Origin of the sequence: Pseudovibrio sp. Ad46 (assembly GCF_001623065.1) — a bacterium.
In the GTDB taxonomy this organism is placed as follows: domain Bacteria; phylum Pseudomonadota; class Alphaproteobacteria; order Rhizobiales; family Stappiaceae; genus Pseudovibrio.
This window is the reverse complement of record NZ_LMCG01000036.1, coordinates 1-15,175: the sequence shown is the minus strand read 5'-3', so window position 1 is coordinate 15,175 and position 15,175 is coordinate 1. Positions and strand designations below refer to the sequence as shown.

At 50.4% G+C, this 15,175-nt stretch carries 10 protein-coding genes and 3 pseudogenes; 4 read left to right on the top strand and 9 right to left on the bottom strand.

All coding sequences use genetic code 11. The features are described 5' to 3' along the window. Positions 1-198: 198 nt before the first annotated feature. A complete protein-coding gene (locus PsAD46_RS27615) occupies positions 199-504 on the bottom strand; it encodes a hypothetical protein (RefSeq protein WP_208981706.1) in 306 nt (101 codons plus the stop codon). Positions 505-1,068: 564 nt separating this feature from the next. On the opposite strand from PsAD46_RS27615, the pseudogene PsAD46_RS28535 reads away from it, so the two are divergent. After that, positions 1,069-1,362 (top strand): annotated as a pseudogene (locus PsAD46_RS28535) (transposase); the annotation flags it as partial. A gap of 123 nt (positions 1,363-1,485) precedes the next feature. Continuing rightward, a pseudogene (locus PsAD46_RS28800) lies at positions 1,486-1,908 on the top strand (DDE-type integrase/transposase/recombinase). Between the two features lie 154 nt (positions 1,909-2,062). On the opposite strand, the gene PsAD46_RS06595 reads toward PsAD46_RS28800, so the two are convergent. The 8 genes from PsAD46_RS06595 to PsAD46_RS06555 all read right to left on the bottom strand — a co-directional run bounded on the left by PsAD46_RS06595 (position 2,063) and on the right by PsAD46_RS06555 (position 12,922). Then, positions 2,063-2,647 carry an RICIN domain-containing protein gene (locus tag PsAD46_RS06595; protein WP_153039700.1) on the bottom strand — a complete coding sequence of 195 codons (585 nt, stop codon included), beginning with the start codon at positions 2,645-2,647 and terminating at the stop codon, positions 2,063-2,065. Between the two features lie 304 nt (positions 2,648-2,951). Continuing rightward, positions 2,952-5,171 (bottom strand): molybdopterin cofactor-binding domain-containing protein, encoded by a 2,220-nt coding sequence (locus tag PsAD46_RS06590; RefSeq protein WP_063306431.1) that lies wholly within the window; start codon positions 5,169-5,171, stop codon positions 2,952-2,954. Between the two features lie 12 nt (positions 5,172-5,183). After that, complete coding sequence (locus PsAD46_RS06585; protein WP_063292187.1) at positions 5,184-5,639, bottom strand: (2Fe-2S)-binding protein; 456 nt, start codon at positions 5,637-5,639, stop codon at positions 5,184-5,186. A 257-nt stretch (positions 5,640-5,896) separates the two neighbouring features. Continuing rightward, entirely contained in the window at positions 5,897-6,952 is a 1,056-nt protein-coding gene (locus tag PsAD46_RS06580; protein WP_063287392.1) for an MBL fold metallo-hydrolase, read from the bottom strand. Positions 6,953-8,122: 1,170 nt separating this feature from the next. Further along, on the bottom strand, positions 8,123-10,351 hold the full coding sequence (locus PsAD46_RS06570; RefSeq protein ID WP_063292185.1) for a molybdopterin cofactor-binding domain-containing protein: 2,229 nt from the start codon (positions 10,349-10,351) through the stop codon (positions 8,123-8,125). Positions 10,352-10,353: 2 nt separating this feature from the next. Next, positions 10,354-10,830 (bottom strand): (2Fe-2S)-binding protein, encoded by a 477-nt coding sequence (locus PsAD46_RS06565; protein WP_063292184.1) that lies wholly within the window; start codon positions 10,828-10,830, stop codon positions 10,354-10,356. Between the two features lie 63 nt (positions 10,831-10,893). Then, positions 10,894-11,820: an aldo/keto reductase gene (locus tag PsAD46_RS06560; protein ID WP_206599617.1), complete on the bottom strand. Its 927-nt coding sequence runs from the start codon at positions 11,818-11,820 to the stop codon at positions 10,894-10,896. Positions 11,821-12,019: 199 nt separating this feature from the next. Then, a complete protein-coding gene (locus PsAD46_RS06555) occupies positions 12,020-12,922 on the bottom strand; it encodes a LysR family transcriptional regulator (protein WP_063306429.1) in 903 nt (300 codons plus the stop codon). Between the two features lie 101 nt (positions 12,923-13,023). Here PsAD46_RS06555 and PsAD46_RS06550 point away from each other — a divergent pair, with 101 nt between their 5' ends. Further along, the gene (locus PsAD46_RS06550; RefSeq protein WP_063306428.1) at positions 13,024-14,229 is read left to right on the top strand and encodes a multidrug effflux MFS transporter; all 1,206 of its coding nucleotides are present in this window, start codon (positions 13,024-13,026) and stop codon (positions 14,227-14,229) included. An 833-nt stretch (positions 14,230-15,062) separates the two neighbouring features. Then, positions 15,063-15,175: pseudogene (locus tag PsAD46_RS27880) on the top strand (transposase); the annotation flags it as partial.

Below are 15,175 nucleotides of genomic sequence, written 5' to 3'. Positions count from 1 at the left end.
GTAGGTACGTGCGTATTACCATCAAGGCCACGGCCCGCGTGCCGATAAACAGGTCGGATACATAGTAGCGACTTCAAGGTTCCAAGTAAAAACTCTCTTGCGAAATGCAGGCGGTCCATACATATGGTCCTCTGCTAGCGGCTACTGCGTCCTGCTTTATCATTGCCTTCAATTTGACTAGCCTTCGCGCAAACAGATCTACTTCCACTTTATTGAACAACCCATGCTCGGGATCTGATGCTTAAGTCCGCAGCCGGTTTTGGCAACCTGACGCATGGCATTGAGAAGTTCTGGTGTGCGGTTGGTTGGGTCGGTGAAGCCAGCATCATCCAAGCTGCCACAGTATTGCAGCTCACCCTTGTCGTTGAAACCGAAGAAATCTGGCGTACAAACTGCATTATAGGTGCTGCCAACTTCTTGAGCTTCATCGACCAGATAGTCCCAACTGGACCCAGCGTGTATTTTGGGCGTTACGAAGAACAACAAGGGAACATTGAATCGCATTCACCCGCTTTGGTGATTTTGAACTAGTAAGATGCGAACTTTGCTACCGTTCGCAGCACCGCGAGAACTGAGGTAAGCGAGAGCCTGTTGCCAGAGATGAGGGCGAACACTGGACATTCGGATGTTTCCCTCAAGGGTTGCTGCTGTCAAAATAATTGTTTTTAATGTCTTGGTTAGGAGGCGTTGATGGATCTTTGCGGTCACATGAGTATAGTGCCTGTCGTGCCCAACGGATCACAAAAGGCTACTTTGCTCATGGCCCTAGCTTGATAATGGCCAGCTGGAACTGGACAATAATTCTGCTGAGCGCGCATTGAAGCCTTTGGCTCTGAGAAGGAAAATTTATCTCTTCATGGGATTAGAGGGCGGAGGAAAAGCTGCTGCCATCGCCTCAACCTCATTGAAACTCAATGATGTCGACCTGCAAGCCTGGCTCACATGGGTGCTGGCCTATATTGCTGATCATAAAATCAATTGCATTAACGATCTCATACCATGGTGTTACGCTGCTAAATAAGCATAACTGAAGTCCTAATCAATAAAAAGGCCGGGGTCACCGGACGCACACTTTGGGAAAACGGGTAATGCGAGAGCTTCAACGGGCGTATGCGCGACGAGCTACTGAACGGTGAAATCTTCTATTCCCTCCTTGAATCTCAAATCATCATCGAATGCTGGAGAAAACACTACAACACCAAACGACCCCACAGTGCTCTGAGCTATCACCCGCCAGTCCCGGAAGCCACCATTCAGATGGATCAAAGGCCAACAATGCACTCACTTTCAACTCGGATCACTCCAATGGGGCTGCTCAGTCGCAGAAATGTTGTCGGAGCACGACATAACCTTATCATATGAAACCATCTGCCAGTGGGGCATCAAGTTTGGCCCAGCTTACAGTCATCGGTTGCGACGCAAAAGAGCACAAAGCTCAGATATCTTAATGATGTTGTGATCAAGTTCAAGGGCCAGTGATGCTATCTGTGGCGGGCCCTTGCTCTAGATGGTTACATACTGGATGAGATCCTTCAAAAACGACGTAATACCAAGGCTGCTAAACGTTTAATGACATGTCTGTTACCAAGGTAGGGATTTGCTCCAAAACGAATTGTTACCAACAAACTCGGCTCTTATGGTGCGGCAAAACACAAAGTGATGCCAGCTGTTGAGCACCTCAGCCATAAGGACTTAAACAACCGCTCCGAGAACTTGCGTTTGCCCTCGCGAAAACGAGCCATGCAAAAGTTCAAGTCGCCAGGCCAGCTTCAAAGATTTCTGGAAACATTCTCCGGCCTGCGCAATCTCTTCGTTCCACCTCACCACCAACGATCTGCAATCGACACTCACCTCTACCGTATCAACGCTTTTTCACAATGGAAACAAGCTGCTGAGCTTGAAGCTTAAAATGCGTCTGGAGAAAACTATTGCGGCAAACTTCGGATTAAGTTGATAGCGCCAAATTGCTGACTACAAGATCAGGAAGGGCCAACTGAGCCAAAAGGGCATTCCAGCGATGTTTGCGACAGTACCCTTCGAAGTATTGGCTGCGACATAGATATTATTCTGTTTCTCGCTCAAATTCTAACCAGACTGATCGACTTTCGGGAATATCTTCGCAGGTATTCAGATTTAGGGTACGCCAGCGATGATCTTCTGAAAAGGTGCTGTCAGAATCTGCGCCAACCTCGAAGCAAAGCCCCGTGCCAGTTAATTCAATACGCCCATCTGTACGATGTGTGAAATCTTGTAAAGATGCCCGCACAAAAGGATATTGCGCGATATCAACTTCATCAGCACAATGTTTGATCATCAGCGGGGCACCAGGCAATGTTCTCCCATTCAAACCAACCGCTGTCACGCACCCCCGATAAGCGGGAAAACGAATGGCACCAGGAGAGGAAAAGGTAACGGCCTCGTCTGCATAGAAGCCCGGCCGTTTGCAATTATGCGCGTTTAACGGCATGGTAAAGTCTACCCAGTTGCCCGACCCGGCCACGTCAATACAATAACCGTCCTGCGGTCGATCAAGACGATCAGCTAAATAAAGATAACCTGCCTCATCACGCCAATCCTGAGCGTGCACCGTTATTGGCAAAAGTAAAATAAAGGCTAGTGTCCAAGGCATCACTGCAAGTGTTCTCATCAGGTGTCTCCTATAGTCGAAACATTATTTCGGGCATCTGTTATGCAATGCTCAAATGGATGTGCATCACACGTGCCCTTCAAGTTTCACCAATAAACGTTGCGATCTGTCGAGTTTTCCTCATCAGTACGGATTACAGTTTGGACGTGTTCTGGCCAAAGCTCTCCGCTATTCAACTAATGAAGGCATAGGTTGGTCTGGGTATGTGAAAATATCCAAAATTAAATGCGCGTTGCATTTTACTTCGAGCCACAGTTCGACAATCTCTAAAACCTATTGGCTTAACTCCGTCAAAAGAACTCAGTTAAGTCATTTGCTTCAGGATCTTGTCAGCCCGCAGTGGCAAATCACGAACGCGAGCGCCAGTTGCGTCAAAGACGGCATTGGCAAGTGCTGCGGCAGTCGGCCCCTGTGAAGCCTCACCTGCTCCAACAGAGGGCAAGTCTGGGCGGTCAATCAAATGAAGCTCAATGACCGGGGACTGCGCGACACTCATGATTGGGTAATCCCACCATTCGGTGCTGGTGACGCCGGTGTGATCGTAAGTCACCTCTTCCATCAAGGTCCAGCTCAGGGATTGGATGATTCCGCCTTCGATCTGATTAAGCACGCCGTCCGGATTGATTACCTGACCGACATCTATGGCTCCAACGACCTTCGATATGGCTACCTCGCCATTCTCTAAATCTACGTGTACGTCGACGACAATTGCGAAAATGCCCGATGTATTCCTATAGCGTCCAAATGCGAAACCACGTCCAGTGCCCTTTTTGTTCGAACGACCAGACCAATTGGCTTCTTCTGCAACTTTTTCGACAATCGCCCGATAGCGCGGATTGCTGAGGTGCTGCAACCGGAACTCAATCGGGTCCACATCAGCATTAAAGGCAACTTCGTCCATAAAGCTTTCCATAGCGTAGTGATTGGAATAAGCTCCCAGACTGCGCATCGCTGAGACACGTAAAGGCATCTCGGGCAGAAGGTGCTTTGTCAGCCTCTTATTCGCGATATCATAGATCGGATCACTGTTACGATCCGCCCCGAACATAGACGCTGCGCTTTTAAATGCATAGGGTTGCAGATCGCTGTTAGTAGACCAAGCGGGCATGAGGCCACTACGATTACCGCTGCTCATTTGGGATTGCAAACCTGGACGCGCAATATGAGCACCTGACCAGAGCGTGTGCTCATAGGAGCGCAACCTGTTGTTGGAATCAAGTTCGGCAGCAATTTCAATACGCATTGCCGTGCCAAATGGTGAATGAGCCAGCTCATCTTGACGCGACCACATCACACGTACTGGTAAATCGGTTGCGCGGGCTAAGAGCGCTGCATCCATCGCTACATCATCTGCACCATTATGGCCATAACATCCGGCTCCATGGGCATGAATGAAACGCAGGTTACTCTCAGCCATCCCTAGTACGTTTGCCATGTCACGCCGGGCTGGGTAGACACCTTGCGTATGCGACCACACCGTTAGGATATCGCCATCAAGCTGAGCAATCGCACAAGATGGTCCGATCGAACCATGGGCATGAAAAGGACGATAGTAAGATGCTTCGAAACGCTCGCCACCGGCAGAGTTAACATCGCCAACCTCCAGAAAAACACTGTCGAATGACGGCAGCGTTTTAATCCGTTCAGGCAACTCCTCCAGCGGTGGTTCAATGGGCGGGATGTCCCAGCTTGCACCTTCGGCCAATACTTCAGCTGCAGCCACAGCTTGTTCTTCACGTTCCGCAATCACGCCGAGAAAACTACCATCCCGTACAACTGAGATCACACCGTCCATTGCACTGACGGTGTCGATGGATACATCCACGAGTGTGAACTTCGGTGCTGGGGGGCGTACGATGCGGCCATGAACCATGCCCTCTAGGCGAATATCGACGATGTAAGAGGCTTCACCGTATAGTTTGGCCGGTAGATCAGCCCGTTGCTGGGGCGTACCCACAAACTTATGGTCTGCTGGACGCTTTGGTTGAGCATTGCCAGAGATCGGGATATTTATTTCCAAACCACCGACCAAAGCCCAATAGGTTATGTGACCGCCGTCCGGAGCGATCACCTCTCCATCTTCGACACAGATGTCCACCAAATCGGCGTGGAGCCTGCCCGCTGCCATCTTGACAAGATGACGGCGTATTTCGGCACTTGCGTGGCGTAATGTCATACCACTCGACTGTATCGATGCGCTGCCTGCCGTATACGATTCATCTGGTGACCGGTCAGTGTCTGGATTGATCACCTTTATGCGCGCAAGGTCGACATCCAGTTCCTCTGCAACGATTTGCCCAAATGCAGTCTGAATTCCCTGGCCAAGTTCAGCCTTGCCAGAGGACACGTAAACGCTGCCTTTGGGATCTATACGAATCCAGGCATCAACTGTCGATTCATTTGGGCGTCGCATTTCTCCCTGAGCAGTACGGATGGAAACCGGCAATGCGAAATAGGCGGTGAGCCCCCCAATGCCGTGTAGAATGGAACGTCGAGAAAGTGATGCTGTGTCAGGCTTAATCATGATTAGCTCTCCTCAAATCTGCACTTGAGCACGCTTGATTGCTTTTAGCACACGCGCCTGTGCGCCGCAGCGACACAAAATACCATCCATGCTCTCACGGATTTCTGCATCACTTGCGGCAGGATTGCTCGATAGCAGTTCAGTAGCCGTCAGGATCATCCCATTACTGCAGTAGCCACATTGTGCAGCCTGCTCAACCAGGAACGCTTGTTGAAGCACTGAAAGAACGCTGTCGGGTGTCTGATCTTCGAGCGACACCACCTCGGAGTCGGCGACAAGCGAGACCGGTGTGATACAGGACCGAACGGCCTGACCATTAACAAGCACAGTACATGCACCACATGCGCTGGCACCACAGCCAAATTTAGGGCCGTTCAGAGAAAAATCATTTCGTAAAACGTAAAGAAGAGGGGCATCCTCATTCACGCCAGTAGTAACTGAATTTCCGTTGAGCTGGAATCTTATCATTGTGTTTCTCCTGTCTGAAACGCCAAAAGCTGGCTCCTACGATTTCGATGAGATTCCATAACAGCCTATCTAACAATTTAAGCACTAATCGGAGGGCCCCATAAGGCGGTCTTCCTTGATAGCTATGATGCGATTGATAGAGGTTGTAAAATCGCTCCCATCAACGGTAAAGCGTAGGTGCTCGGTGAAGGCGACCTAACGTAGTTGATCATGTTTCTCTATATTTCTACGTGCTTTGTCAGCGAGGATGACTGGTACTAATCAGAGGAGCCAACACCGATCATGTCCAGCGGCTGGCCTACATTGAGCGTGATAAAGCTAGAAGGGGACAGTTGAGCCTCACGCTTGGCTTGTTCCAGAAGTTCAACCGGCTCAACGCGCGCTTCTGCACTCAGTTGGAAGGTTCCATAATGCATGCCGATTGACTGTTTTGCTCTTAAATCCATATGTGCTTTAACAGCCTCAAATGGATCAAGATGCACTGGCTTGAATAAATGCCGAGGTGCATAGGCACCTATTGGCAGAAAGGCCAAGTCAACAGGTCCAAATTGTTCATATGTTCTCTTGTAGTGATTGGCGTAACCACTATCACCGCCAAAGTAGATATTCTTGCCACCAATCTGCATAAGAAACCCGCCCCAGAGAGTGGAGTTTCTATCAGTCAATGTACGACCTGAGAAATGCTGCACTTCAAGAAACCAAAGCTTAAAATCATCTGACACTTGCGCGCTATCCAGCCAATCTAGTTCATTGATGTTGTCAGAGGATGCCAAGCGACTTCCCACCCCAAGTCCGGTATATATTTTGGGGTTGTCGCGCTTAATCAACTGATTTATGGATTTCAAGTCCAGATGATCATAGTGATCATGACTTACGATAATTACGTCGATTTCTGGTAGATCCTCCAGAGCTATGCCCGGTTTATGAACCCTCTTTGGGCCAGCAAAGGAAATCGGGCTGGTTCGTTCTGAAAACACTGGGTCAGTGAGAATATTGAACCCATTTATCTGGATAAGAAAAGTTGAATGGTTGATGAAGGTGACGCGTGCGTCCTTGCTATTGACTCTGTCCTGCGGGGACGGATCTGTGATCGTTTCCACCCATTTCGGCCATTTAGCTCTTTCCGTGTCAGAGGTCAGCCCTGCCCAGGCTACTTCCCAGAAGGAGTGAGTTTCGACCAGACTGTTATTCCTAAATGCTCCATCTTTGAAATTCAAAGACCCTTGCTTGTGATCTTTTTGAGTAGCCGCACAAGCTGTCATGAAAACACCTACCAATACGAAAATTACTGCTGTAAATTCAATGGGCCGCATCCATAAGTTCCCCGTTCAAAAGATCCAAACATAGGCGACATCTGGTCCGGCCTATTTAGCGCTGTGAGCGTGCGCGATTCATGATGGCAAGTTCTCTAGAAAATATTCCATTTGATCCTGCAACGTTGCTGCCATTGGATGCACCTGCAAAACTTCACAGAACAACGAAAGGGTGAGCAGCAGAGGTACGGACATCCGCGTATCCTTTTTTACATGGTCATACGGCTGCTACAGGTTGTCTAACTTATTACCGCATAAGTTTGGATATACTTGTCTGGAATACTTTTCTTGTCAAGTAATCTATTCAAAGATAGGGATTGCGAAGGCAAAACTAGATCTACCACCCGAGAAAGAGCGTCTAAACATAAGGATGGCCTATCTGTTACCGCTTAAAGCAGAACGCCTTCGGCAAATGTTGCAGGCTGCTGTTATGGAAGAATGTAAACTGACACTTTCAGAAAAGAAATGCTTGGGCGTGTTTGCCAGTCTGGAGCACCTGTGACGATGAGTGAAGTTTCACACGCCTTGCTGCTCACCGAAGGAGGCGCGATCAAGGTCATTGGTCGTTTAGAAAGCGCGACCTTGTTACACGACAACGCTCAAGCAACGGTAAGCAAGTGGTGCTTATCAACATCACGGAAGCTGTCATGACTGTGTGCGTCCGATGACCCCAGCCTTTTTATCAATTAAGGCTTCAGTTACGCTGATTTAGCAGCGTAACACCATGGCATGAGATCGTTGATGCGATTGATTTTATGATCAGCAATTTGAGCCAGCAGCCCTGATCCCGGGCACCCGCGCTCGATTGGCCCGGAGGGCAGCGGTGCCTGAACAACTTCCTCGCAGCATGAACACGAAAGGCTCTCCTCGTCGACACTGCTAGAAACAAACCCTGTTTCTGTTGTATGCATTGATCTCCCTTCAAGCATGGGATTGTAACGGTGATCATTCAGCCAATAATATAGCCGTGTTTTTCTTGTGCCATGGCGCCTGGCAACCTGAGTGACGGGCAAACTTCCTTCCAGCGCCTGCTGACAAAACTGGAGGAAGAATAGAAGATCAAATCCTATCGCGTCAGGTCGACTTCACCGAACGCTCACGAAGTAAGTCAGGCAAGATATTATAAATCAACGGGTCCTGGGCCTAGCTTCACTCTATTATTCACTCTGATCAACCCTTCGTGTTTATTGTGGCAACAAGATCATCCTCATCTATTGGCAGTTTACTCGCGCGATATCCTGTTGCTGCGCGGATGGCATTTACGAGAGCGGGAAGTGCAGCAATCAACGCGGCTTCACCTACACCAGATGGCGCCACAGAAGGGTCACTGATGAGTTCAATTTCAAATTCTGGCGCGTGGTCAATCGTCGCAATCGGATAGTCGAAGAAACCATAAGCAGAAATCGAACCATCATCGATAGGCGCCCCTTCGACCAAGACTTGCCCGATGGCCATCATGGTACACCCTTCGATCTGCGCCTTGACTTGATCAGGGCTAAAAACAAATCCGGGATCAAGCACACAGTAACAACGATCGATGCGGACTTGTTCGCTCTCTTTCTCATAAGATACGTCAAAAGCCATTGCAACATGGGTTTCCTCGGCAAAGATTGCAGCGGCGTAACCGCGACCAACCTCTGCGTCTTCAGGAAGCGGGCGAGCGGCGCACATGGTTTTCAGCTTTGTCAAACACGTCTTGAGACGGTCTTGTTCCGGGCCAAGATTTTGTATCCGTAGCAAAATTGGATCCAGTTTGAGTGTTCGCGCGAGTTCCTCAATCGCCGCCTCGACTGCAAGCGAATTGGGCGTCGCGCCAAGTGAGCGCCACTGGCCAACATGGAAAGGAAGTTTGACGTCAGTGAATTCGATGCGGCGGCGATCAACGGTATAGAATGGATTTGAACCTATAGTGGCGCCTATGTCGTGAAACAGTTTCCGAACGAGCGACAAGCCCCCTTCAGGTAACAAAAAATCGTTGAACATGACGTGTCCGCTGACGAAAGCGTGCCACCATTCGATGATTTTCCCATCGTCGTCTGCTTTGATCCGAACCCGATGAGACGATGGCGGACGCGTACGGTCTGCGAGGAACTCGTCACGCAGCGACCACACCACCTTGACCGGTCGATCAACCTCTCGTCCAAGGAGCACGGCATCGCGGACAACATCATATGTTGCGCGCCCACCAAAGCCGCCCCCCACACGCATGAGGTGAACCGTTACGCGGTCTGTTGACCACCCAAGTTCCGCTGCTGCCTTCTTTTGATTGACGAACATGTCCTGTGTGCCCGCCCAGATCTCGACCACTTCTCGCCCGTCCCGCTCACTAAATTGAATAACCGCAGAACGCCGTTCAATCGTCGCATGTTCGACAATTGGCAAATCCTGACGTCGGTCAACTGTCCAAACCTGATCCTGAGCGATATCATCGTTTTCGAGGATGCTCTCAAGTTCCCCAGCCGAAAGAGCGATATCAACATCAATCATCGCGTCGATATCTTCTTGAGTATAACTTGATGGGCTGTCCCACTGTACAGTCATCTGCTCGAGTGCAGCGTCAAGAACGCTTGGCGTTTCCGCGACAATGCCGGCAAAATTACGCTCTTTATCGACCACGACCTTGATGACACCGGGCATACTGCTGACGCCACCATCATCAACATCAACGATCTGGGCACCTGCCATGGGGGCTGGAACGCCGCGCCCATATGTCATGTTCGGCAAACGAACGTCGAGTGCATACACCTCTTTGCCGGTTACAATATCGCGCCCTTGAACCTGCAAAGCAGTTTTGCCAACCTGCACCTTCTCCCTGCCTGGATCAAACGTGTAAGAGGTCGCATCCGGGAGGTCCCCAAGATCGATCACTTCGTTTGTTCCTGTGACAATATCAGCGAAGGTCACGATTTGATCTTCCGGGGTAGTAAAACCGCCTTTAGCATCGCCAAGAGCATGGGCATCAAGGCCAACTTGCTTGGCCGCACGTTGTCTCAGCTCTTCACGAAGACCAGCAGCAGCTTCAGCCAGAGGACGGGCGTTGTTACTGGTTCCCGAGCTTCCTACGGTGACCTGAAGTCTCGTTACGTCGTTTGTTGAGGGAAGCGAGACTTGGATATCCTCAACATCAACATTTAGCTCTTCAGCTACGATCTGGGCTAGGCCGAGGGATGACCCTTGTCCCATTTCGTGCACGGGGCTTAGCATTCTTACAGTGCCATCCAGGTCAACTTTGATCCACGCTGTGCCCTCCTCAAAGTCTGGTGCGCGCATCGACGCCATTACTGGCGCGAACTCTCTGCCCACGAAATAGGTGACGGTTAGACCCGCTGCTGTCCAACCAGCAGCTTTCAAGAAACCACGTCGTGTGAAGCGCCGCTTTTTTTGTGTAGTTGGTTTCATTTCTAGCCTCCCTTTCTTGTTTGCATCACTTGGGAAGCGTTCTTGATTGCGAGGTTGATCCTTTTATAAGTTCCGCAACGACAAAGATTGTTGCTCATACGATCTATGATTGTTTGGTCGTCAGGGTCCGGTTCTTCATTCAGCAATGCCGCGGCTTGCATGATCTGCCCTGCCTGACAGTAACCACATTGGGCGACGCGCTCGTCCAACCAAGCCTGTTGAACAGGATGTAAAACACCATCGGCGCTGGCAAGACCTTCAATTGTGGCAATGCTGTCAGACTGGACATCAATCGCATAAATGGAACAGCTGCGGGCAGCCTCACCGTTGATGTGAACTGTGCATGCACCACACTCCCCTTGGCCGCAGCCAAGTTTTGGACCAACAAAACCCAACTGTTCACGCAGCACCATAAGCAGCGTTTCATCTTGCCATGAGTCTGGTACATCAAATTCAGAGCCGTTGACGATTAGACGCATGGATCAATTCCTCCAATTGGCAGACATAATTCTGAGAGTTTCGTAGGAACGCGCGGTGTCCGGCTAGTCTTGCTCCAGAAGAACACCATTCTTGATGACCATGTTTGGCATTGAACGGCCAACCAGCTCACTTGCACTTCGAGCGGCTTCAATTCTGTTTAGATCTTCGTCGCTTAGACTTAGATCCCAGCTTTGCAGCGTATCCTCTAGTTGGGCTGTGGTGCGAGAGCCAGCCAGTGGGATAATGTCTTCGCCCTTGGCCAACAGCCAGCCGTGCAACAGTTGGGCAATCGAAATGCCTTTGTCGGCGGCCATATGGCGTAGCGTAACCATCAAAGGATCGCCTTCTGCATCGGGTAATTTACCAAAACCCATGGCGCCAAAGGCCACAATACCGATACCCAATTCACGTGCCGTGGGCAGGATGCTTTTTTCGACGGAGGTATCGGTTACGGAGTAAGCGAACTCCACCAAGCTCAGCGGGTGGGTGGCATGCGCTTTGCGAATGGTCTCTGCATCGGTTTCCGACAGGCCGATATTGCGCACATATCCGGCTTCGACCAGGTCAGCGATCGCACCGATGGTATCTTCAACAGGGATACCGATATCCACACGAGCGGGTTGATACAGGTCCACATAATCCAGACCCAAGCGTTTCAGAGAGGAGGTGATGTAAGTTTTCACATTCTTTGGGCCAACATCGACCTTGTTGCTGCCCGTAAAAGCATTCTGAAAAGTTCCATACTTCAGGGAAATGAATACCTTGTCCCGGTCAACGCTTTTCAGTGCCTCACCGATAAGAAATTCATTATGACCATCCTGGCCGTAAAAATCCCCTGTGTTCAGGAGGTTGATGCCTGCCTCCAGCGCGGCGTGAATGGTGGCAATGCTTTCGGAACGCTGCTGGTTCGGCATCATCGACATGCGCATGCATCCCAAGCCAAGTCTGGAGACTGCAACACTGTCATTCTGGTAGGTTTTCATATCCATTTGAAACGCTTTCTCAGATTTCCAGCTACTTTCGCTGGCTACCCGGAAAGTACTCATCAGCAATTACATCAACAAGGCGCATTTCATTGAGGTGATATATGTCGAAAATTGATATATGGCGATAATTCTCGTCGAGTTCGGCGTTTTTCCAAGCAATAGTTAAAAATGACCAGATCGGTAGGAGATTGGAACCTACCGTTTACACAATCTGCTCTACCGCCTGCCGAACTGCACCACGAAACCATCTTTGCGCTGGGGAATGGTGCGTGGCCTTGTGCCAGATCATTTTGAATTGAACAGTTGGAAACGGGCAAGGCGGCTCAATGTGCGCGAATTCCCTGAACAGCCCATGCGCCATGCGCGACGGTAAGATCGCTATGAGCTGTGACCCACGCATCAATGGGGGAAGGGCTTCGAAACTAGGAACTTCGACCCTCAACTGACGCTCTATACCATGTTGTTCAAAGATGCGTTCTTCGAAGGGCGTTCCAGACAGAGAGAAACGGACTGTCGCGTGAGGCAGTGTACCGAAATTCTCACGCACTTCATCTTCCGAAACGACCTTGGGATCAAAGAAGCACTTTGAGCAATCCTCAAACAGCGTAGTGCTGTAGATATCAAGCTGATCTGACGGCGGGAGAGGTGTGACGACAACATCGCTCTCTCGCATACGCAGCCGATCCACGTAATTCCGGCCAGACGGGATCAAGCGAAGTTTGGCTTGCGGCGCTTCGATTAAAAATCTGTCCAGCAGTCTGGGAGAAATCAACTGACGCTCATAGTCTTGCGCTTCCAGGCAAAATCGGGTCGTCATTTGCTCCAGTTCCAGAGGTTCTGGCGAAACGAGTGTCTCAAGTCGATCTAGTATTTCCGAAACCTCGGGTGCTAGGGCGAGGGCGCGCTCGGTTGGGGCAATGCCACGTCCAGCTCGCACGAACAGAGGATCTCCAAACACTAAACGCAGCCGATCCAAAGCATGACTGATCAGGGGTTGACTGACGTCCATCCGTGCAGCCGCACGCGAGATAGACCCTTCTTTCGCAACTGCGCAGAAAATCGTCAGCAGCTTGACATCGACCTTCATTAGATCAGTTTTTTTCATATATGACCTCAATAAGATGCGTCTTGTTTATATTATGAACGAAAAAGATACTCCTCGCAACATCGACCCGATTGGAGGTCATGCAATGAGGATGCTCGGATATGTCCGCAACGAACAAACAGAGTGAAGTTGAATTTGTTGCGCTCGTCGCGCTGACTACATCGCTAGGAGCATTGTCGATTGACGCTGTACTGCCCGCACTGCCTGACATCGGCGAGAGCTTTGGAATGGCCGATGGAAATGCATTGCAGCAGATCGTCGGCGTTCTGTTTTTGGGACTGACCATCGGACAACTCGCCTATGGGCCGTTGTCCGATCGCTTTGGACGCAGGCCAATCCTATTCCTCGGCATGGCGGTTTTCGTATTGAGCAGCCTGGTTTGCATTCTGGCGGACAGCCTCGTAGTGATGTTTGTAGGCCGGTTCTTTCAAGGCGTGGGAGCTGCTGCGCTCAGGATAGTGCCTATGTCCGTTATTCGTGACCGATATGATGGAGCCGCCATGGCTCGCATCATGTCCCTGACGATGGCGGTGTTCATCATTGTACCTTGCATCGCTCCAATGCTTGGACAGGGGATTCTGATGCTGGCGGGATGGCAGTCGATCTTCTGGTTCATGCTGGTGCTGACATGCGCCTCGGGGTTTTGGGTTTGGACGCGCCAGCCGGAAACTCTTCCAGTTGAGCGGCGCAGCGCGGGCAGTCTTGTCTCGGTCCGCGACGGACTTGTCGCGACCCTGTTGAACCGGAAAACACGTGCCTATACAATCGCCAGCGGGCTGATGATGGGGACTTTTATGGCCTATGTCATGTCGGCCGAGCAGATCTACCGCGATATCTTTGAATCAGGTGATCTGTTCGCGCTCTACTTTGGGGTAGGTGCAGGCTTTATCGGTATTGCCAGTTTAGCCAACGCCCGTCTGGTTGAAAGCTATAGCCCGGAATTGATCTGTCGGGCCGCCCTGTTTGGCGTGATCCTGGTTAGCGGTTTGGCATATGTCATCAACCACATTGCCTCATTATCTTTATACGGATTTCTTGTCTTAATCTCGATCGTTTTCTTTTGCTTCGGACTTACGATGGGCAATATGAACGCAATCGCCCTGCAACCGCTTGGACATATTGCCGGGTTGGCCAACTCGGCCATCAGTTTTCTGTCCGGATGCATTGCCATGGCGATTGGGTCAGTCATTGCTGGCACTTTCAATATGACGGTAGCCCCCCTGTTCTTCGGGATATTTGCAACCAGCCTGTTGTCTCAGCTTATCTTAATGTTGGCGGATCGCCAACAAATGGTAACGGGAACATAGCCCGCATCCTGATCGATTTCTAAGGAAACCGAAATGACACTTGATTTGACACCCTATCATGCAGCCCGTGGATTGGTGCTCCGCATGTGAAGATGTAGGCTGCTGAAACGACAAAAGAACCCGGTGATGTTCGCGTATTGCTCTGGAGCCACGCAAGACGCAAACTCTATGCAATCGCAAGGCAACTCAACCACGCCTGTAGCTCAAAAAGACCTGCGCCAGATTAGTGATCTACATCAGATTGAAAAAGACGATCCGGGCAAAACCCCAAGGAACGTCTGCTAGAACGCCAGGAGCGAAGCAGAGAGAGTGAGCTGGTGCGCGGTATTATCCTATCGTATGAGACCAATTGCAACTGGTTGAATAAGTTCAACCCATGATGAAAACACGCGAATGACCGCTTCTCTAATCGGGCGTTGAGGTCAAGCTCTTTTTCCTTTTCATTCGGATCATATCCATCTCCGGGTCACGCTTCTCTTCGCAGTTTGGATCGCTCTTCATTGTGAGCGGCTGCATGCATGTGCCGGAATGGTTGTAGAGAGCCCCGCTATTGGACGCGCTTTCATGGCGCAGCAGACATTTTCGGCTTCATCTACAAACCTCGTCCAGAGAGGACGATCCTACCGTGATACTTAGGTCAGGCTATATCATGCAACAACCTCCAAGCCATCACGACAGAATGATGTGTCATTGACCCACATGCGGTGCATGACAACTGCCAGCTTTCTGGTACGCAAGCATACCTTGCGACTGCTCAGGAGCGTACGCATTGCATGCGAACGGCGGCTTTTCATATGCACTGGGCTATACCAGCCGGAGCGCAGGACCTGCGCTATTCCACTGAAGACAAGATCCGCATCGTACTCGCAGGACTACGTGGTGAGGACAGCATTGCTGAACTGTGTCGTCAAGAAGGTATCTCGCAGGGACTTTATTACAGTTGGTC